Source organism: Streptomyces sp. NPDC001137 (assembly GCF_040298885.1).
Classification (GTDB): Bacteria; Actinomycetota; Actinomycetes; order Streptomycetales; family Streptomycetaceae; genus Streptomyces.
Map to the genome: position 1 here is coordinate 80,847 of NZ_JBEPBA010000027.1, position 19,834 is coordinate 100,680.

19 protein-coding genes and 1 pseudogene are annotated in these 19,834 nt (G+C 71.0%); 10 read left to right on the forward strand and 10 right to left on the reverse strand.

What is annotated here, in order from left to right; genetic code table 11:
* Window positions 1-167: 167 nt before the first annotated feature.
* A pseudogene (locus ABT254_RS38270) lies at window positions 168-470 on the reverse strand (helix-turn-helix domain-containing protein); the annotation flags it as partial.
* Between the two features lie 482 nt (window positions 471-952).
* Between ABT254_RS38270 and ABT254_RS38275 the strand changes: the two are divergent.
* The 3 genes from ABT254_RS38275 (at window position 953) to ABT254_RS38285 (ending at window position 3,004) form a co-directional block, all read left to right on the forward strand.
* Window positions 953-1,249, forward strand: a complete 297-nt coding sequence (locus tag ABT254_RS38275; RefSeq protein ID WP_351481004.1) for a hypothetical protein — start codon at window positions 953-955, stop codon at window positions 1,247-1,249.
* A 117-nt stretch (window positions 1,250-1,366) separates the two neighbouring features.
* Window positions 1,367-1,732 carry a restriction system modified-DNA reader domain-containing protein gene (locus ABT254_RS38280; protein ID WP_351481007.1) on the forward strand — a complete coding sequence of 122 codons (366 nt, stop codon included), beginning with the start codon at window positions 1,367-1,369 and terminating at the stop codon, window positions 1,730-1,732.
* 456 nt (window positions 1,733-2,188) lie between these two features.
* Window positions 2,189-3,004: a DUF3800 domain-containing protein gene (locus tag ABT254_RS38285; protein WP_351481009.1), complete on the forward strand. Its 816-nt coding sequence runs from the start codon at window positions 2,189-2,191 to the stop codon at window positions 3,002-3,004.
* A gap of 907 nt (window positions 3,005-3,911) precedes the next feature.
* Here ABT254_RS38285 and ABT254_RS38290 read toward each other — a convergent pair.
* The 5 genes from ABT254_RS38290 to ABT254_RS38310 form a co-directional block, all read right to left on the reverse strand.
* A complete protein-coding gene (locus ABT254_RS38290) occupies window positions 3,912-6,920 on the reverse strand; it encodes an AAA family ATPase (protein ID WP_351481012.1) in 3,009 nt (1,002 codons plus the stop codon).
* Window positions 6,917-8,080, reverse strand: coding sequence for an exonuclease SbcCD subunit D (locus ABT254_RS38295; protein WP_351481015.1), 1,164 nt, complete (start codon window positions 8,078-8,080; stop codon window positions 6,917-6,919). Before ABT254_RS38295 ends, ABT254_RS38290 begins: the two co-directional genes overlap by 4 nt.
* Before the next feature lie 106 nt (window positions 8,081-8,186).
* Window positions 8,187-8,813, reverse strand: coding sequence for a YigZ family protein (locus tag ABT254_RS38300; protein ID WP_351481018.1), 627 nt, complete (start codon window positions 8,811-8,813; stop codon window positions 8,187-8,189).
* Window positions 8,814-8,838: 25 nt separating this feature from the next.
* Window positions 8,839-9,393 (reverse strand): SixA phosphatase family protein, encoded by a 555-nt coding sequence (locus ABT254_RS38305; protein WP_351481021.1) that lies wholly within the window; start codon window positions 9,391-9,393, stop codon window positions 8,839-8,841.
* On the reverse strand, window positions 9,390-10,154 hold the full coding sequence (locus tag ABT254_RS38310) for a hypothetical protein (RefSeq protein ID WP_351481024.1): 765 nt from the start codon (window positions 10,152-10,154) through the stop codon (window positions 9,390-9,392). Before ABT254_RS38310 ends, ABT254_RS38305 begins: the two co-directional genes overlap by 4 nt.
* Window positions 10,155-10,446: 292 nt before the next feature.
* Here ABT254_RS38310 and ABT254_RS38315 point away from each other — a divergent pair, with 292 nt between their 5' ends.
* From ABT254_RS38315 to ABT254_RS38325, 3 genes are all read left to right on the forward strand, one after another.
* Window positions 10,447-10,854 (forward strand): CoA-binding protein, encoded by a 408-nt coding sequence (locus tag ABT254_RS38315; RefSeq protein ID WP_351481027.1) that lies wholly within the window; start codon window positions 10,447-10,449, stop codon window positions 10,852-10,854.
* Between the two features lie 269 nt (window positions 10,855-11,123).
* Complete coding sequence (locus tag ABT254_RS38320; RefSeq protein ID WP_351481029.1) at window positions 11,124-12,761, forward strand: APC family permease; 1,638 nt, start codon at window positions 11,124-11,126, stop codon at window positions 12,759-12,761.
* A 79-nt stretch (window positions 12,762-12,840) separates the two neighbouring features.
* Window positions 12,841-14,061: a 4-hydroxybenzoate 3-monooxygenase gene (locus ABT254_RS38325; protein WP_351481032.1), complete on the forward strand. Its 1,221-nt coding sequence runs from the start codon at window positions 12,841-12,843 to the stop codon at window positions 14,059-14,061.
* 12 nt (window positions 14,062-14,073) lie between these two features.
* On the opposite strand, the gene ABT254_RS38330 is transcribed toward ABT254_RS38325, so the two are convergent.
* Window positions 14,074-14,433: an ArsR/SmtB family transcription factor gene (locus tag ABT254_RS38330; protein ID WP_351481035.1), complete on the reverse strand. Its 360-nt coding sequence runs from the start codon at window positions 14,431-14,433 to the stop codon at window positions 14,074-14,076.
* Window positions 14,434-14,493: 60 nt separating this feature from the next.
* Between ABT254_RS38330 and ABT254_RS38335 the strand changes: the two genes are divergently transcribed.
* Complete coding sequence (locus ABT254_RS38335; RefSeq protein WP_351481038.1) at window positions 14,494-15,573, forward strand: cation diffusion facilitator family transporter; 1,080 nt, start codon at window positions 14,494-14,496, stop codon at window positions 15,571-15,573.
* 56 nt (window positions 15,574-15,629) lie between these two features.
* Here the strand turns inward: ABT254_RS38335 and ABT254_RS38340 are convergent, their stop codons facing one another.
* Both ABT254_RS38340 and ABT254_RS38345 read right to left on the reverse strand, forming a co-directional pair.
* The gene (locus tag ABT254_RS38340; RefSeq protein WP_351481040.1) at window positions 15,630-16,184 is read right to left on the reverse strand and encodes a YbaK/EbsC family protein; all 555 of its coding nucleotides are present in this window, start codon (window positions 16,182-16,184) and stop codon (window positions 15,630-15,632) included.
* A gap of 32 nt (window positions 16,185-16,216) precedes the next feature.
* Window positions 16,217-16,789, reverse strand: coding sequence for a helix-turn-helix domain-containing protein (locus tag ABT254_RS38345; protein WP_351481042.1), 573 nt, complete (start codon window positions 16,787-16,789; stop codon window positions 16,217-16,219).
* A gap of 114 nt (window positions 16,790-16,903) precedes the next feature.
* Between ABT254_RS38345 and ABT254_RS38350 the strand changes: the two genes are divergently transcribed.
* Window positions 16,904-17,761 (forward strand): EamA family transporter, encoded by an 858-nt coding sequence (locus tag ABT254_RS38350; protein ID WP_351481045.1) that lies wholly within the window; start codon window positions 16,904-16,906, stop codon window positions 17,759-17,761.
* Window positions 17,762-17,767: 6 nt separating this feature from the next.
* Here ABT254_RS38350 and ABT254_RS38355 read toward each other — a convergent pair whose 3' ends face one another.
* Window positions 17,768-18,532, reverse strand: a complete 765-nt coding sequence (locus ABT254_RS38355) for an acyltransferase (RefSeq protein ID WP_351481047.1) — start codon at window positions 18,530-18,532, stop codon at window positions 17,768-17,770.
* A 129-nt stretch (window positions 18,533-18,661) separates the two neighbouring features.
* Between ABT254_RS38355 and ABT254_RS38360 the strand changes: the two genes are divergently transcribed.
* Window positions 18,662-19,273 (forward strand): hypothetical protein, encoded by a 612-nt coding sequence (locus ABT254_RS38360; protein WP_351481049.1) that lies wholly within the window; start codon window positions 18,662-18,664, stop codon window positions 19,271-19,273.
* 41 nt (window positions 19,274-19,314) lie between these two features.
* Window positions 19,315-19,713, forward strand: coding sequence for an RDD family protein (locus ABT254_RS38365; protein WP_351481052.1), 399 nt, complete (start codon window positions 19,315-19,317; stop codon window positions 19,711-19,713).
* Window positions 19,714-19,834: the final 121 nt, after the last annotated feature.

Here is a 19,834-nt window from a genome sequence, read left to right on the forward strand (position 1 = left end):
CGGGCGGGCAGGTGTAGAGCTCGATGATCCTGGTCCTTTTCCCTCGAACTGTGCGTCCCTCCAGCGAGTCCAGGACCGGGTACGGCGCCAGCGCACCCCTCGACCAGCATGATCCGGCGGACCTGGCTGTGGCCAACCTTGATGCCTAGCCTCCTGGCCTCGGCGGCCAGTCCGTCAAGGGTCCACTCCGGCGGCCCGGACTGGTCCGCCGCCGCCAGCTCGCCGTCCGCCTGCAGGGTCAGCCGGCCCGGCGCCGACTGTCTGACCAGGCCGATGATCCTGGAGCGTTCGGCCTCGGTGATCCGCCGTTTACGACCCTGCCCGCCCAGGTCCTCCAGCCCGTCCAAGCCCAAGCAATTGAAGCGGTGCAACCAGCGGCGGACTGTCTTGGGGCTGCACCTCAACTCGTCCGCGATAGCCGGGACTCGCTGTCCGGACCAGCTCAGCTCGACCATGCGTGCCCGCATCATCAGATCGCCCGGCGCCTTGCGTGCTCGCGACAGTCGAAGCACGAGCCGTTGCTCGTTCTCGTCACGGCTCGGCCGTGCCCGTAACACCACCGTCCAGCACCCGCCCCCGAGTACCCGAACCACCCCGCCACCAGGACATATACCCAGCAAAAGAGGAATCCAGCACTAGCTCGACACGCCCTCAATTGATCGCACCATACAAGTCGGCACCATCAACGTCACTGTTCGCACCAGCAACAGGACCACGCTCGACGTCACGGTCACCAAACACGACCACATCGTCGTACGCGGCCCGAACTCCACCACCCATACGGCTGCCGCCACCCTCGTTCAGCGACGGCCGCGTATGGATCTACCGGCTCTTCACGCACCGCGCCGAGCCCCTGCCAAACAACCCGCTCAAGCACCTCGCCACCGGCGGGTCCTTCACCGTCCTCTACCTACCGCGCCGTCTAAAGATCGCCCCTGAAGGCGATCAGAACGTGCCACGCACCCACGTGCATAGCACCCCGACCAGCGACTGGTTCCAGATGCGACGCCGCACTGCCATCAAGCAGGATGAAAAATGGCAAACCGGCATCAACTTCAACGCCAACATCAGCTTTGAATGGCTGAAAATTAATCTTCCTCAAATCGCTACGAACAGCTCAAACAGGCAGTTATCTGCCCCCTCTCTATCCGCATGCGCACCAACTTCACCCGCCATCGCACCACTGCAGGCTGACCGTTCACTGGGCAACGGCTCACCAGCGGAGCGGGCCCGGACTCACCTTCAATAGGGCCGCAATCCGGCCGCCGGTATGTCACCATCGGCGGCCTCCTTCGATTGACGGGTCCCTCCTCAGCATGTGATGTATTCTCAGAAGTGTCAGTCTTTCAGAACTGAGAGGTAGGGCATGGCAGTTCACATCCGTGTGGCGTTGTCCGACGTGCGCGTCGAGACTCGAACGGTCGGCGACGACGTGCACATCGAGATCTCGCCGACCGAGAACAAGGCGACGACTCAGACCACGCCTGGCGGCCTCGCGCCGCTCATCCAGGCTGGCGACCTGAAGCCCGGAGAGACTCTGTACTGGTCTCGGCCCCGGCTCGGCGTCCGCCATACGGCGACCGTGCTTGAGAACGGATGGCTCATGTTCGAAGGCAAGCCTTACCGCACGCCCTCCGGTGCGGCCGTCGCAGCAGCAGGGTCGCAGGCCGACGGCTGGACGGCATGGCGTAGAGAGAGTGACAAAGTGATCATCGGATCGCTCCGCTCGTGACCGGCGATGACGAACCACGCGCAGGTCGGAGGCGACGAAAGGCGCGCTGAACTACCGCCGCGGCGTCCAGGCGCACCAGCTTGCGACCACCCCTCCCGCCAAGAGATAGAAGCGAGTTCCAAACCACTGCCAGCTGCGGCTGGCGTCGCCTAGCGGCCCGGAGTACCGACGTCGTCGCCGCCGATTTGGCGCGGGACATCACGTGGGCGGCTTCGTCGTGTCCCACCCCGTGTGTCACTCAAGTCGCGCGTCGCTCATATGAATTACACGACAAGTCGACCATCAGGTGTAACGTTGTGTCACCGGACGTACTACTGGGGGCTGGCGGACGGTCGACCTACCCAATTCGTCCTCGGCGGACTGGTCTCCACCGAGTGCAAGACCAGGAGGGGACAGGGCTCCCGTGGTGCAGACCAATCGTAACGCGTTGTGCCGCGTTCGCCGTTGGCGGTGCCCATGACGCAAGCGCCCCTCACCAGCACACAGTTGGGCGCGCTGCCCAAGCTGAGTGTGTACGTAGATGAGACTGGCGACCGAGGCATGGGGAATAGCGCCTCCGGCTTCTTCGCCATGACGGCTCTGATGGTTCCCACCGAGGACGACTGGACCGTCAGGATGACGGCTGGTGGTCTGCGGGCTCTGATCCACGCCAGTAGACCGGACTCGACCACTCCCTTGCACTGGGTGGACCACTTCAAAGCGAAGCGCCCGGAGCGGAGGATGTGGGCGGCGCGTTCACTTGCCGCGATGCCCTCGGCGAAGGTCGCCCACGTGATCGTGCCGAAGGATTTTGCCAGGAGCCGCGCCCCCGGGATGGCCAACGGAGTCCGCTTCTACAACTACACGGCGCGACTACTGCTCGAGCGGGTGGCCTGGGCGACTCAAAGCTGGGAGGGCGGACCACGTCTCGCCATCGTGAGGCTCGGTGCCGTGAAGGGCATGGATCACAAGGACACCGCCGGGTATCTGGACTGGGTCCGACAGGGGCGGTGCGAGAACTACGGCGTCCCTTGGGAACACATTAAATGGCCCCCCACCTGGACCGGAACGGACTGGGATGGCATCCAGCTCGCCGACATCCACGCCGGCTTGCTCAATGCCGCGCTGTCTGGACCGATGACCGACGAGGCGTGCGCTGACAACCTGCTGCTCTGTAAGCACCAGTTGTACCGCTCCCGCTCCGGAACCCTGCTCGGGTATGGCGTGAAGGTCATGGGCGATCAGGCCTTCGTACGAGGTCGCTGCTGGTGGAACAAGTGGAACGTCCCCTGACATGACGAAGCCCCTTGGGGGGCTCCGGGGGCCACTGCCACCATGCGGTGGAGGATCCAGTTGCCTGGTTCCGACCTGATCCCGGCAGCCCTCCAAGGGGCTTCGCAAAAGTACTCTTCCTCTCTTGACCCTACCCCGTACGCCGTCTGATCGCTCATCTCGGGTCAATCACATTTGGTGAATTCACTCTCAAAGCTCGACAGTCGGACTGCGGTTGCGGCTCATCCCGCCCGGCCCACGTCGTACACCTGGATGTCTCCCAGGTGCACGGTGAAGGACACCCATGACCGGCCCGAAACGGAGCGCCCCTCGGCCGGGCGCTGGCCAGGAATCCCGTCGCACCAAGACCCCCGCGATCGTCTCCATGACCTCCTGCCAGCCTCGAGTAGCTCGGCCAATGCCTCTTCTATAGAGAACATCGGGCCCACCTTGTACGTGATCAGCTCCCCCGCGCTGGTGACCAACAGGAGTGGAACCGCAGAGCGATCCCACGGAGCATGCGTGGGCCTGTGGATAACCACAAACGGCATATATCAGCGCGTGCGCGCTGAGCTCGGCGTGCACACGTGCATGGACGCTGAAGCGGTCACTCAGGTCGGCGCACCGACGAGGACCCGGAGCGCCTGATTCGGGCAGCACGTGTGCGTCGCCGCTCGGCCTAGCAAGTCCGCGAACTGAAAGCGGTAGTCAATCAAATCGCTCGTTGCTCGCCACCTGCGACGACGGAAACTGCCTGCAGGTCGCACTCGCAGGACGGCTGGTCCGGGGCCTGTCCGGGGGACGGGCGGGGGACAGAAGGGCAAGGAAGATCAGGGAAAGGTGGGGAAAGACAGGTGACAAATCAACCCTGACCGGCTTCGACCCACCGGCGGGCACACGCCGATCACGAGCCTTCCGCGCCCCTCGGTCACTGACCTCGCTGCCGGACCACCGACCCCGATCTTCCCTTCACGACCTCCAGTTGTGCGTGGATACGGCGTCTGAGGTCGGCGACGTGGCTGACGATGCCGACGCTGCGGTCGCGCTCGCGCAGGGAGTCGAGCACGTCGAGGACCTCGTCGAGGGTCTGGTCGTCGAGGCTGCCGAAGCCCTCGTCGATGAAGAGCGTGTCCAGGCGGACTCCGCCGGCCTCGTCGGTGACGACGTCCGCGAGGCCGAGGGCGAGCGCCAGGGAGGCGAAGAACGTCTCGCCGCCGGACAGCGTCGCCGTGTCCCGCTCGCGTCCGGTCCATGCGTCGACGACATGCAGTCCGAGACCGCTGCGCCCGCGTCCGCTCCGGTCGTCGGAGTGGACGAGGGTGTAACGGCCGGAGGACATGCGCTGCAGACGGACGGTCGCCGCGGCGGCCACCTGCTCCAGGCGCGCCGCCAGCACATACGACTCCAGGCGCATCTTCCGCTCGTTGTCCGCGGAGGTGCCCGCGGCGAGGGAGGCCAGGCGGGCCACCCGGTCGTACTCCTCGCGCAGCGGGGCCAGCCTTCGTACGCCCGCGGCGGAACGGGCGGAGAGCCGGTCGAGTTCGGCGCAGCGGCGGGCGGCCGCGTCCCGTGCGGAGGCGGCGTCCCGCAGCCGCTGGGCCGCCACGGCGGCGGCGCGTTCGGCCGAGGCGAGGTCGGCGGGCGGCTGCTGGGCGGCGGCCGCGGTGTCGGCTTCCGCGAGGACGGCGCGCACGGCGGCCTCCTCGGACTGCCAGGCGTCCAGACGGCGTTGGAGCTCACGGTGGGCGGCGTCGTCCAGGAGTGCGGCGGCCGCGGCCTGCGGGGTGTCGAAGCCGGCGCGGAAGGCGGCGTCGGCGAGCCGGGCGTCGGCGTCCTTGAGCCGCTGGGCGGTGTCCTCGGCGGCGCGGGCGCTGTCGGCGGCGTCGGTGAGCAGGGCGGCCCGGCGTTCGAGCTGGGCGGCTCGGGCGACGACGCTCCCGGCGGCACCGCTGGCCTGCGTCAACTCCGCTTCGAGAGCGGACCGTTCCTGGTCCAGGGCGTCCCGGCGGGCGACCCGGGAGGCGGCGCGTACGGCGGCCTCCTGCTGGGCGCAGACACGCCGGTCGCGTTCCTCCTCGGCCTGCCGCAGTTGCTCGTGGGCGCCGGACAGCGCGGACGCTCCGGCGCGGGCCTCCGCGTACTGTCGCTCCAACTCATCCGCCTGGAGCGCCAGTTGCTCGGTGGGGGTGTCGCCGGCCTCGCCCTGGGCTGCGGCCAGGGCGCGCTGTACGACACCCAGGCGCCGCTCGGCCTCGGTGCGCTGTTCGTCGGCGCGCTGGTAGGCGGCGAGGGCACGCTCCTCCGTCTCCCGGCCGACGTGCCCTGCGTCCTTGCGCGCCGGCGCGGGGTGTTCGACGGCGCCGCAGACCGCGCAGGGTTCACCTTCCCGGAGCTGGGCGGCCAGCTCGGCGGCGATGCCGTTCAGCCGCTGTTCCTTGACGTCGAGCCATTCGGCACGCGCCTTCTGCGCGGACTCCGTGGCAGCCAGGACCTGGCGCTGGGCGTCGTCGACGTCCCGGCCGAGCTGGTCGCGCTGCCGGGCGGCGGCGAGGCGCCTGCGGGCGGGGTCCCGCTGCACCGCGAGCTGCTCGGCCCGGGTGGCGGCTTCCCGCGCGGACTCGACACCGCCCTGAAGCGCCGTGCGCGTCCGGTCCCACCCGGCGAGCCACGCCTCCGCCTCATGCAGGACCTCCTCGTCGGCCCGCTCCTGCCGCTCCAGCCCCTCCCGCTCCTTCAGCAGCTCGGCCAGCCGCTGTTCGGCCCGTCGCGCGGACTCCAGACCCCCCAGATCCTCGGCGGCACGGCGGGCGGCGGCGGCGAGACCGACGGCACCGGCGTCGATGAGTCCTTCCTCCGGCTCCAGGATGCTCCGCAGCAGCGCACGCGCGCGTGCCTCCGCCTCCGCCGCCCTGCGGTGCTCGGCGTCCGTGGCCTCCCGGAGGTCCAGCGCCGGTGCCACCGCTTCGGCCTTGCGGGAGCGTTCCATGCGCGCCTGGGCCTCCCGGTGCGCGTCGGCGCGCTCCTCCAGCCGCGCGGCACGCTCGCGTGCCTCGGTGTACCGGCGCTGCAGCCGGTCCAGTTCGCGTGCGTCGTCCAGCACCCGCTCGGCTGCCGCGTGGGCCGACTCCGCGGAGGTGAGGCGGAGGTGGGCGATCGTGAGCTGTTCGCGGGCGGTGCTGCGGGCGACGGCCGCGGCGCCGATGACGGCCTCGGCCAACCCCGGCTCCCCCGGCGCCAGTTGAGGCAGTTCCATCGCGCCGTCCGCCGCCTGCTGCATGCGGTGCGCGTCGGCCAGCAGTGCGGCGTCCCCCTCGCGCACCTGTGCCTCGGCCGCGCGGCGGCGCTCCGCGAGCCGCTTCTCGACCTCGGCGAAGCGGTGGGTGTCGAAGAGGCGGCCCAGCAGCTTGCCGCGCGCCTCGGCGTCGGCGCGCAGGAAGCGCGCGAAGTCACCTTGGGGCAACAGCACGACCTGGCAGAACTGCTCGCGGCTCATGCCGAGGAGCTGGGTGATCTCCTCGCCGATCTCCTGGTGCGAGCGGCTGAGGTCCTTCCAGGCGCCCGCCGTCGCGTCGTACTCGCGCAGCGAGCTCTGGGCCTTCTCCAGCGTCGTGCCCGAGCCGCGCTTCTTGGGGCGCTCCCAGGGCGGCTGCCGGGTGACCTCCAACCGGCGTCCGGCCACGGTCAGTTCGAGGGTCACCCCGGTGCGCGTGCCGGATGCCGCGTGATCGCTGCGCAGGGCCAGGCCCTGGCTGCTCTGGCGGGCGCCGGGGACGGAGCCGTACAGGGCGTAGCAGACCGCGTCCAGAACGGACGTCTTGCCCGCTCCCGTCGGTCCGTGCAGCAGGAAGAGCCCGGCGGCCGACAACGCGTCGAAGTCGACGCTCTGCGAGCCGCCGAACGGTCCGAACGCCGTGATGTCCAGCCGGTGCAGCCTCATCGAGCCACCTCCCGCACGGCCTCGTCGGCACGCACCGCGTCGAACGCGTCCCGCAGCACGGCCTGTTCACGCTCGTCGGGTCCGGCGCCGCGCACATGGGCGACGAAGTCCTCGGCGATCTCCTGGTCGCTGCGGCCGGCGAGCCGCCTGGCGTACGATACGTCCGGGTCGTCCGGTGCCCGCTCGGGGTCGAAGACAAGGCTGAGGGTGTGCGGGAAGCGCTCGGTGAGCCGGGCCATGGGATCGGCCGGGCGGACCGGGTCGGTGAGGGTGGCCTCGACCCACGCCTCCTCGTGCCGGGTGAGCCCGGGATCGGCGAGCAGTTCCTCCAGGGTGCCCCGGATTCTGGCCAGCGCGCGGGGCACGGGGCAGTCGATGCGCTCGGCGGTGACGGAGCCGTCGGCGTCGAGGTCGACGAGCCACATCGTCTTGCGGTGGTCGCTCTCCGAGAAGGAGTACGGCAGCGGGGAGCCGGAGTAGCGCACGCGCTCGGTGATCGTCTGGCAGCCGTGCAGGTGACCGAGTGCCGCGTAGTCCACACCGTCGAAGACCCCGGCGGGCACGGCCGCGACCCCGCCGACGGTGATGTCCCGCTCGCTGTCGCTGGCCTCGCCGCCGGTGACGAAGGCATGCGCGAGGACGACGGAACGCGTGCCCCGCGCGCGTGTGGCGAGGTCGGCGCGGACCCGGTCCATGGCGGCGGCGAGCACCGCCTCGTGTCCCGTTTTCTCCACGCCGAACTCGTCCTTGACCAGGGCCGGTTCGAGATACGGCAGCCCGTAGAAGGCCACGTCGCCGTGGGCGTCGGACAGCACCACCGGCTTCCCGCACGCCGACGGCTCGGTCCGCAGATGGATGCCGGCCCGCCCGATGAGACCGGCGCCGACGCCCAGCCGGCGGGCCGAGTCGTGGTTCCCGGAGATCATCACCGTGGGCACGCCCAGGTCGGCGAGGCGGTGCAACGCGTCGTCGTACAACTCGACCGCGGCCAGCGGTGGCACCGCCCTGTCGTACACGTCCCCCGACACGACCACCGCGTCCACACCGCGCTCACGCACGGTCGTGACGAGGTGACCGATGAACTCGGCCTGGGCCCCGAGCATGTTCACCCGATGGAACGCCCGGCCCAGATGCCAGTCGGAAGTGTGCAGCAGCCTCATGATCCCCGACCCTAACGGCCGGGTCTGACATCACGGTCGGTTACTCCCGTATCGGCCCGTCATGAACCATCCCGTACCGGTCCGTTACGCCCTTTTCGTACCGCCCTCACGCGTCCCCGTACGCCTCCCCGCCCAGTTCGAACCCGGCCGTCCCGGCGGTCGCGTCGGCGAGCCAGGCCCGGAAGGCGTCCACGTCGGAGTCCGGCAGGCCGACCTCGATGGTGACCGCCTCGCCGTAGCGCACGTCGCGCACCTCGCGGCCCGTCGAGTGCAGGTCGTTCTGGACCTTGCCGGCGCGCTGGTGGTCGACGGTCACCGTGGCCAGCCGGAACCTGCGGCGGGTGTGGGTGCCGAGGGCGTCCAGGGCCTCGCCGACCGCGCCGCCGTACGCCCTGATGAGTCCGCCCGCGCCGAGCTTGATGCCGCCGTAGTAGCGGGTGACGACGGCGACGACGTACCGCATGTCCCGGCGCAGCAGCATCTGCAGCATGGGGACGCCCGCGGTACCGCCCGGTTCGCCGTCGTCGCTCGCCTTCTGGACGGAGGCGTCGGCGCCGATGACATAGGCCCAGCAGTTGTGCGTGGCGTCCGCGTGCTCCTTGCGCACGGCGGCGATGAAGTCCTGGGCCTCCTGCTCGGTGGCCGCGGGCGCCAGGGCGCACAGAAAGCGCGAGCGGTTGACCTCGGTCTCGTGCACGCCCGCGTGGCCGACCGTGCGGTACTCGTCCTGCATCCGGCCAGCCTATGCGGCGCGCGGGCTACTTCTTCCCGCCGCCCTTCTTCCCCCGCGGCACGATCATGCTCGTCAGCAGTGCCGTGCCCGGGGCGAGGGCGTCCCAGGCGGGGCCGTGCCAGGCCAGGACCGCGATCGCCGAGGTCGGGAACTTCAGCCGCACCTCCTCCAGGGCGTCGTCGAGGCTGTCCCCGGCCAGTTCCAGGACGAGTTCCTCCAGGCCGGGGTTGTGCCCGACCAGGAGCAGTGTCTCGATCTCTGCGGACACCTCGTGCACGGCCGTCAGCAGGTCGGACACGTCGGCGGCGTACAGCCGCGGGTCACTGCGTACCGGCGGCGGTGTGCCCCACTGGGCCGAGGCCAGTTCCCAGGTCTGGCGGGCCCGTACGGCGGTGGAGCACAGGGCGAGGTCCGGCAGGCAGTCGGCCTCGGCGAGGGCGCGGCCCGCGGCGGGAGCGTCCCGGAGGCCGCGCGGTGCGAGCGGCCGTTCGTGGTCGGGGACGCCCGCCGGCCAGGCCGATTTGGCGTGCCGCAGCACCACCAGGCGGCGCAGCGGGCCGGCTCCCGCGCGCGCGATCACGACGAGGACCCGAGGTCGCGGGTGAGATCCAGGCCGAGCAGCCGGTCCGCGTAGGCGTACGTCTCGAAGCGGGCGCCGTCCGGCAGTTCGGACTGGGTCTCCACCCACGTCAGCACGTCGAGCACGGAGGGCACGTCCAAGTCGTCCTCCCAGGCGGTACGCAGGCGGGCGCGCGCCTCGTCGGGAATCGGCCGCGACGGCTGCTGCGCCCAGGCGGCGACCGCGCGGCGCCAGCGTGCGAGGGTTTCGCCGGCCTCGGTCAGGGCGGCCGCGTCCAGCCGCAGGGGCGTGCTCCGGCGCCGGGAGAGCAGGGCCAGGCGCAGGGCGGCAGGGTCGGCGCCCTCCGTGCTGCCGAGTGCCTCCGAGTCGACGGGGGCGACGGTGACCCGGACACCCTCGGGTGTCGCGCCGCCCTCCCCCACGACGTGCAGGACCTGGGCCTCGCCCAGTCCCGGCCCGACGTCCCGCCGGTCCTCCAAGGGCCGGATGCCGAGCGCGGCCGCCCGGGCCCGCAACTCCGCCTGCCGTCGTTCACCGGTCAGCACGCCCCACACCGGGGTGCCGCCGAGTTCCAGGGCCCGCACGAGGAGGTCGGCCACCAGCAGCACGCGCAGGGCTCCGGTGTGGAGATCCGGCACATGGGCTTCGACCCGGGTCAGCCCCCGGCGGACCGGGGCGGCGTCGACGGACTCGCCGGTTCGGGCGTCGGTGATGCGCAGCACGGGCTGAGCGTAGGCGGGCGGACGCCCGCGCGCAGGCATCCGGCGCGAATTCCGCACACGGCGGCGGAATTCCACCTCGTGCCCGGTGGACGAGTTCCGCATATGCGCGCCCGTGGTGCCACGGCACGGCGTCGAGGTGGATGGTCGGGTGTGCGGCGAGCGTGTCGTAGCCGGGTATCTGCCAACCCCTGCCGTGCGGACCGTCCGGACGGTGCTGCGCCGACTGCCTGCCGAACAGGCGCTCAGACGCGGGCGGAAACCGGGGAATCATCGTGAACTCCCGGCCGTTGTCGGACAGAAGGGCAAGTCCACGAGGTGCAGGGAGGCTGCGGTGTACGGCGACGAGGCAACGATCCGCAAGATCCTCACCGAGTCCGGCGACACCTGGGCCGTGGTGGGCCTCTCGTCGAACCGGGGCCGCGCCGCCCACGGTGTCGCCCAGGTGCTGCAGCGTTTCGGCAAGCGCATCGTGCCCGTCCACCCCAAGGCGGAGACGGTGCACGGCGAGCAGGGGTACGCCTCCCTCGCCGACATCCCCTTCGACGTGGACGTCGTCGATGTGTTCGTCAACAGCGACCTCGCCGGACCGATCGCCGACGAGGCGGTCGCCAAGGGCGCCCGGGCCGTCTGGTTCCAGCTCGGCGTGATCGACGAGGCGGCGTACGACCGTACGCGGGCGGCGGGCCTCGACATGGTGATGGACCGCTGCCCCGCCATCGAGATACCTCGGCTCGGCTGAGCCCGCCGGGGCCGAGGCGCTCCCACATGTGTCACCGGTCACACTGCGACCGTTCATGCGCGGCCGTGTCCGCCGCCCATTCTGTGGACGGTTCCAGTAGTCACACGGGTTACCGCCGCGTACAGAGCCTCTGAAGCGCTGCCCAGGAAGCTCCCGGCCATTGGTCAAAACTTCACCATGCGTCTTCTGCTCGACCCCTGATGTTTCCTAATCTGCGACGTCGCACGCACTGAAAACATGTATTCAATTCGTGAGAGGTCGCTGAAAATATGGTGAGCGTCGAGGAGGCCTCCGTACAGGAGGCCAGGGGTCCGAGCGGCCTGAGGCGTGACGTCGGACTGATCGGCCTGATGTGGGCTTCGGTGGGCTCGATCATCGGCTCCGGCTGGCTGTTCGGAGCGCACGACGCGGTGATGCAGGCCGGACCCTCGGCGATCATCTCGTGGGTGATCGGCGCGGTTGCGATCGTCATGCTGGCTCTGGTGCACGCCGAACTCGGAGGCATGTTCCCGGTGGCGGGCGGTACGGCCCGGTACCCGCACTACGCCTTCGGCGGCCTGGCCGGAATGTCCTTCGGCTGGTTCTCCTGGCTGCAGGCCGCGACCGTGGCACCGATCGAGGTCTACGCCATGATCGGGTACGCCGGTCACTGGTCGTGGGCCCAGGGCTTCGAGCACGCCGACAAGACGCTGACCACCAGCGGTCTGGTGGTGGCCATCCTGCTCATGGCCGTCTTCGTCGGCGTGAACTTCTTCGGCGTACGGGCGCTGGCAGCCGCCAACAGCGCCGCGACCTGGTGGAAGATCGCCGTCCCGCTGGGCGCGATCTTCATCATGGCCGCGACCCACTTCCACCCGGCCAACTTCCACTCCGAGGGCTTCGCGCCGTTCGGCGCCAAGGGCGTGCTCGCCGCGATCAGCACGAGCGGCATCATCTTCGCGCTGCTCGGCTTCGAGCAGGCCATCCAGCTGGCGGGCGAGAGCCGCAACCCCAAGCGGGATCTGCCCCGGGCCACCCTCGGCTCGGTTGCGATCGGCGCCGTCATCTACGTCCTACTGCAGGTCGTGTTCATCGCCGCGCTGCCGCACAGCAGCTTCGCGCACGGCTGGGCCCACCTCGCCTACGAGGGCGACACCGGCCCGTGGGCCGGCCTCGCGACCCTGGTGGGACTCGGCTGGCTGGCCTGGATCCTCTACTTCGACGCGATCATCTCCCCCGGCGGTACCGGCCTGATCTACACCACCGCCACCTCCCGCGTCTCCTACGGCCTGGCGAAGAACGGCTACGCGCCGAAGATCTTCACAAGGACCGACGCGCGCGGTGTGCCGTGGTTCGGCCTCATCATGTCCTTCGTCACCGGTGTGATCTGCTTCCTGCCCTTCCCCAGCTGGCACAAGCTGGTCGGCTTCATCACCTCGGCGAGCGTCCTGATGTACGCGGGCGCGCCGCTGGCGTACGGCGTCTTCGCGGACAAGCTGCCGCACCTCGAGCGCCCGTACCGGCTGCCCGGCGGCAAGGTGATCTCGCCGGTGTCGTTCGTGGTGGCCAACCTGATCATCTACTGGGCCGGCTGGGACACCCTGTGGCGGCTCGGTCTGGCGATCGTCCTCGGCTACGTGCTCCTCGGCGGCTACGCCTGGTGGGCCAACGCCACCGACCAGCCGGACGCACCCCGGATGGACTTCAAGGCCGCGCAGTGGCTGCCGGTCTATCTCCTGGGCATGGGCGTGATCTCCGCCGAGGGCGGCTTCGGCGGCTCGGGCAACATCGGTCTGTGGTGGGACATCCTGGTCATCGCCGTCTTCTCCCTGGCCATCTACTACTGGGCCCGGGCGACCTCCTCCAAGCGTGAGGACATCGAGCGCAGCATCGAGGAAGTCGTCGTCACCGACGCCCCCGCGCACTGACCGAACCCCACTCCCCCGACTCGGCCCGTCGGCCGCGGCTCCCCTGCCGTGGCTGACGGGCCACCGTCATAATGCCGGGGTGACTTCCACCGGCCCCCACCCCGACTCCCCGTCCCCGCAACGTTTTCCGGTGGTGATCGTGGGCGCCGGGCCCGCCGGTCTCACCCTCGGGAACATCCTGCGGGCCGCATCGGTGGACTGTCTGGTCCTGGAGACCGAGACGCGCGAGTTCATCGAGCGGCGGCCGCGGGCCGGTGTGCTCGAGGAGTGGGCCGTGCGCGGGCTCCGGGAAAGGGGCCTCGCGGACAATCTGCTGGAGCGGGCGCAGCTGCACACCCAGTGCGAGTTCCGCGTCGAGGGGCAACGGCACCGGTTGTCCTACACCGAGCTGACGGGACATCATCACTTCGTCTATCCGCAGCCGTTGCTGGTGACGGACCTGGTGCGCGAGTACGCCGACGTGCGCGGCGGCGCCATCCGCTTCGGCGTGCGGGACGTGCAGTTGCACGGCCTGGACACGGACCGGCCGGCGGTGTCGTACCTCGACCCCGAGACCGGTCGGCGCACGCTCGTGCACTGCGACTTCGTGGCGGGCTGCGACGGGGCACGCGGGGTGACCCGGACCGTGCTTCCGCAGCAGGCCCGTATCGCCCGGCACGACTACGGCATCGGGTGGCTGGCGCTGCTCGCGGAGGCACCGCCGTCCAGCGACTGCGTGGTGTTCGGCATCCATCCGAACGGCTTCGCCGGGCACATGGCCCGCAGCCCCGAGGTCACCCGCTACTACCTTCAGTGCCCGCCCGGCGACGACCCGGACAACTGGCCGGAGGAACGCGTCTGGGCCGAACTGCAGCAGCGGCTCGGCGCCGCCGACCGGCCGCCGCTCACGGAGGGACGGCTGATCGAGAAGCGCGTCCTCGACATGCACAACTACGTGGTCGAACCCATGGTGTTCGGGCGTCTCTTCCTGGCCGGGGACGCAGCCCATCTCACCGCGCCCATCGCGGCCAAGGGCATGAACCTGGCCCTGCACGACGCCTTCCTGCTCGGCGACGCGCTCGTCGCGTACCTCGCCGAGGGCGACAGCCGCGGCCTCGACGGCTACTCGGCGGACTGCCTCGGACGTGTCTGGGACTACCAGGAGTTCTCGCAGTGGCTGTCGGACGTGTACCACGGCGCGTCGTCGGGCGACGCCTACCGCGCGGGCACGACACTGGCCCGGCTGCGACGCCTCTTCGAGTCCCCGGCTGCCGCGGCGGCGTTCGCGGAGCAGTACCTCGGCAAGAGCTCCGCGTCCTGAACCCCGTGAACCTCAGTCGTGCAGCGGCCGGTCGCTGAGGCGATGGTCCGCCACCTTCAGCGCCTCGTCCACGAGCCGCCGCAGATGCCCGTCCCGCAATGAGTAGACGACCCTGCGGCCCTCCTTGCGCGTGTTCACCAGGCCGGCCAGCCGCAGCCGCGCCAGGTGCTGGCTGACCGCGGGCCGGGCCGCCACGCTCGCCTCCGTGAGGGTCGTGACATCGGCCTCGCCGCCGGTCAGGGCGTGCAGCAGCGCCAGGCGGGTGCGGTCACCCAGGAGGGCGAGGAGTTCGGCGGCGAGCGCGAACTGTTCCTCGCCCGGGGTGCGCGGGTGCGCATCCTGCGCAGTTGATAGGTGCATGCGTGCGCTCATACGCACATAATGGTCCCGTGGGCGCCCCGCGTCCACCACCGCGCACCGGAAGGGGCCCACGTGAGCGACCAGCACCATCACCATGACCAGCACCACGACCACGGGCACCACACGCACCACGACCACCACGGGCACTCGCACGACCACCGCCCCACCGGTCTCGGACACCGCCTCGGCCACCTCCTCACCCCGCACTCCCACGAGACCGCCGACAAACTCGACTCCGCACTGGAGTCCTCGGCCCGCGGGATGCGAGCCCTCTGGGTCTCGCTGGCCGTCCTCGGGGGGACGGCCGTGGCGCAGGCGGTGGTCGTGGTTCTGTCCGGTTCGGTGGCGCTGCTCGGCGACACGGTGCACAACGCCGCCGACGCGCTGACCGCCGTACCCCTCGGGATCGCCTTCGTGCTGGGCCGGCGGGCGGCCACGCGCCGCTTCACCTACGGATACGGCCGGGCCGAGGACCTCGCGGGGATCGTGATCGTGCTGACGATCGCCGCGTCGGCCGCGTTCGCGGCCTGGGCGGCGGTGGAGCGGCTGCTCGATCCGCGTCCCGTCGCGCACCTGCCGGCCGTCGCGGTGGCCGCGCTGGTCGGCTTCGCCGGGAACGAGTGGGTGGCCCGCCACCGGATCCGGGTGGGCCGGGAGATCGGCTCGGCCGCACTGGTCGCCGACGGTCTGCACGCCCGTACGGACGGGTTCACGTCACTGGCCGTGCTGCTGGGTGCCGGCGGCTCGGCGCTGGGATGGCAACTCGCCGACCCGCTCGTGGGGTTGGCGATCACCGCGGCGATCGCACTGGTGCTGCGGGACGCCGCGCGGGAGGTGTTCCGGCGGGTGATGGACGCCGTCGACCCGGAGCTGGTGGACCGGGCGGAGCGGGCGGTGCGCGCGGTGCCGGGCGTGCGGGAGGTCGGTGAGCTGCGGCTGCGCTGGATCGGGCACCGGCTGCGGGCCGAGGTGGCGGTGGTGGTCGACGGCGAGGCGACCGTGCGTACGGCGCACGGAATCGCGGTCGAGGCCGAACACGCCCTGCTGCACGCCGTACCGAGACTGACGGCGGCCCTGGTGCACGCGGATCCGGCACCTGCGCCGGGTGAGGAGGACCCGCACCTGGCCTTGGCGCATCACGCGGCGCGTTAGGCGACCCCGGCAAAGCCTTATGCGGTCCGGGAGCCCAAAGGGGCGCCGCGGTGCCGTCAGACGCCCAGCCCCTCCAGCACCACCGCCCCCGGCAGCTCCGCGAACGCCTTCCCCGGCACCAGCAGCTTCCCCCGTCGGCGGCCGCTGCCGACCAGGACATGGGGGAGATCGACCACGGCCGAGTCCACCAGTACCGGCCAGCCGTCCGGGAGGCCGATCGGGGTGATGCCCCCGTACTCCATGCCGGTCTCCCCCGTCGCGGTGTCCACGGACGCGAACGAGGCCTTGCGGGCGCCGAGTTGGCGGCGGACCACCCCGTTGACGTCGACCCGGGAGGTGGAGAGCACGAGACACGCGGCGAGTGTCGTCTCCCCGCCGCGCCTGCCGGCCACCACCACGCAGTTCGCCGACTGCTCGAGCAGCTCCTGCCCGTAGTGCTCCACGAAGACGGCGGTGTCGGCCCACTGCGGGTCGGTGTCGACGTAGACGATCTGGTCGGCGGGGACGCTGCCGCTCCAGTGGCGTACGGCGTCGGCGACCGGGCGGGTGAGCTGGTCGAGGGCGTCGGGGGCGGGGATCGCGATGTCGAAGTGTCCGATGGGTGGGCGCATGGCCGCACCGTAACAGGGCGTCCCGGGCCGCCTCAGTGCACGGGCGGGACGGAGACCGCCAGCACGAACTCCACCGGCAGATCGCCCTGGTTGCCGTAGCTGTGCGGGGCGTTGGCCTCGAAGGTGACGCTCGCTCCGGCCGTGACGCGGTACTCGGCGCCCTCCACCGTGAGGGTCAGCTCGCCCGCCGTCACATGGGCGATCTCCACCGTGCCGGCCGGGTGCGGGTCGGAGGCGCTGCTGTCGCCCGGCATCAGCCGCCAGTCCCACATCTCCAGCGGCCCCGGCGCCTCGGTACCGGCGAGCAGGCGGCTGTAGCTTCCCGCGTCGGTGTGCCAGAGCCGTACCACCTGATCGGCCGGGACGACCCGCACCTTGGGCCCCTGCTCGTAGTCGAGCAGGGTGGTGACGCTGACGCCGAGCGCGTCGCCGATCTTGACGACCGTGCCGATGCTGGGGTTGGTGCGGGCCTGCTCGATCTGGATGAGCATGCCGCGGCTGACACCGGCGCGGGCGGCGAGCGCGTCCAGGGTGAAGCCCCGCTCGCCTCGCCAGCGCTTGACGTTGCGGGCCAGGGACTGGGTCAACAGATCGAGGTCCGACACGTTCCGTCCATATTCATGTACTGCGAGGTCAATATTCTGGATGACAGGGTTCACTGTGCTGAACTACGGTGTTGTGCACCCGATCGTTCACCGAACTGTACTGCGAGGCGACCCGTGACAGCATTCTTCGCCCTGGCCACCAGCCTGCTGTGGGGCCTTGCCGACTTCGGCGGCGGACTGCTGACGCGACGCACGCCGGCGCTCACGGTGGTCGTCGTCTCGCAGGGGATCGCCGCGACCGTGCTCGGGGCGATCGTGCTGGCCACGGGCGGCTTCGGCGAGGCCGGTCCCCGGCTGTGGTTCGCCTTCGCCGCCGGCCTGGTGGGCCCGGTCGCCCTGTTCTCCTTCTACAAGGCCCTCGCGCTGGGCCCGATGGGCGTCGTCTCCCCGCTCGCGACCCTGAGCGTGGCGGTCCCGGTGAGCGTGGGCCTCTTCCTCGGCGAACGCCCCGGCCTGACGCAGGTCGCGGGCATCGCGGTCGCGGTGACCGGCGTCGTCCTCGCGGGCGGACCACAGCTCAAGGGCGCCCCGGTGCAGCGTCAGGCCATCCTGCTCACCCTCGTCGCGGCCCTGGGCTTCGGCACCGTGTTCGCGCTGATCACCGAGGCGTCCACCACCGTCACCGGCCTCTTCCTCGCTCTCTTCGTCCAGCGCCTGACCAATGTGGCCGCGGGCGGCGTCGCGCTCTACGCCTCCGTGCGGCGGGGCGGCGGGGCCCTCCCGGCCGGCGGCTTCCCGTGGGCGTCCCTCCCGGCGCTCGCCTTCGTCGGCCTCGCGGACGTCGCGGCGAACGGCACGTACTCGGTCGCCGCCCAGCACGGCCCGATCACCGTCGCCGCCGTCCTCGCCTCGCTCTACCCCGTGGTGACCGCACTCGCCGCGCGCGGCTTCCTGCGGGAGCGCCTGCGCGGCATCCAGGCGGCGGGCGCGGGCCTCGCCCTGGTGGGCACCCTGCTCCTGGCGACGGGCTAGGTCCGGTTAGGTCTCCGGTTCCAGCTCGGCCAGCCTCGCCACCGTCTCCTCGTCCAGTTCGGAGAGGGCCCGCAGCTGGTCGGGCGTGACGCCGTCCGGGATGGGCACCGGTGCGGGCGTCCTGAGCGGCGGCTGCCAGCCGTCGGCAGCCGTCCAGCGGCGCACGACACGGGCGGGCGCACCCGCCACCACGGCATGGTCGGGCACCTCGCCCCGGACCACGGCACCGGCGGCCACCACCACGTTCCGCCCGATCCGCGCACCCGGCAGGATCACCGCCCCGGTGCCGATCCAGCAGCCCGGCCCGATCTCCACGGGCTCCATGCGCGGCCACTGCCTGCCGATGGGTTCGTGCGGATCGTCGTACGAGTGGTTCGTGGACGTCACATACACATACGGCCCGAAGTAGCAGTCGCTGCCGATGGTCACCGTGGTGTCGGCGATGACGTGGCTGCCGCGGCCCAGCACGACACCGTCGCCGATGCGCAGGATCGGGTCGGGGCCGAGGTCCAGGTCGGGCATCAGGCCCGCGGTGAGGGTGACCTGCTCGCCGACGATGCAGTGGGAGCCGATGTGGATCCAGGCCTCGCCGAAGACGGTGCCGAGCGGGAAGGCGAGCCGGGTGGCCTCGCCGATCGAGCCGAAGCGGAAGCGGCCGGGGCACTCGGCCGTCACCGAGCCCGTGCGCTGCACCCAGGCCCAGCCCGCGTGGACGGCGCGCTGCGCGAGACCTCGCCGCCAGGATGAGAACGTGTTCTTGCTCTTCGGCACTCAGTCACCGTACTCAGCGTGCGGGGCGCCGAGGCGGTGCGGAAGCTGTGATCTTCACCCCAACCGAGTGTGCGCGGATCACCCGAAACGGATGAGGCGAAGGCGCCGGAGCCGTGGTGCGATGGTGGGATGACCTGGCGCAGCTTGGTGGATCCCTTCGACGTCACCGGACGGGTGACGCGATACGCGCTGGGGACCGCCGGCTCGGTCGCCGACCGTCTGGTCCGCGCGGGCACGGCCGCCGTCGTGGACCGGCTCGACCTGGACGGCCTGGCCGCCCGTCTCGACGTCGACCGGATCGCGGACCGCGTGGACGTGATGCGGATCGTGCGGCGGATCGACATCGACCTGATCGCGGACCGGGTCGACGTGGACCGCATCGCCGACCGCTTGGATGTGAGCCGGGTGACGGCCCGGGTGGATGCGGACGAGATCGCGGCGCGGCTGGACCTGGACCGGATCGTGGCGCGCATCGACGTCGACCGGATCGCCGCCCGGTTGGACCTCGACGCCGTGATCGCCAGGGTCGACCTGGTCTCGCTCACCAGGGCGGTGCTGGAGGAGATCGACCTGGGCCGGATCGTCCGGGACACCAGCGGCGGAATGGCCGAGGAGACGGTCGACGCGCTGCGGCTGCGCAGCATCCGGGCCGACCGGATGGTGAACCGCGTCGCCGACCGGCTGCTGCACAGACCCGGCGTGGCACCGGCACACGCCGACGGGCATGGGCAGCCACCGTGACACAGGGGGTCCCAGGCTCCGGGAGCGACACCGCGGGAGTGGTGTCGCGATGCCTCGCGGCGCTGGTCGACACGCTCGTGGTGGCCGGCATCGGGCTCGCCCTGCAGTTCGCGTACGGCGGTCTCCGGCTGCTCGTCACCGGGCCGCCGTTCGGCATGCCCGACCTGTCCGACTGGCTGACGGGGGTGCTCGGCGGGGCTGTCGCCGTGCTCTATCTCGGCGTGTGCTGGGCGTCGACCGGCGGCACCCTCGGCGACTGGCTGCTGGGCCTGCAAGTCACCGGCCGCACCGGGCGGCTGCTCGGCATCCCCCGCGCGCTGCTGCGGGCCATGCTGTGCGTCGCTCTCCCCGTGGGCCTGCTCTGGGTGCCCTTCAGCCGGCGCCATGCCTCGGTCCAGGACGTCGTCATGGCCAGCGCCGTGCGATACCACCGGTTCTGACGAGCGGACGGAGGAGGTGTCGGTCGATGCCCGTCATCACCCCTGCGAGGTGACGACGGGGCTCGTGCGGGCCGTGTAGGAGTCGTAGGAGCAAGTCCGCGACCGGCGGCCGACCCAGGAC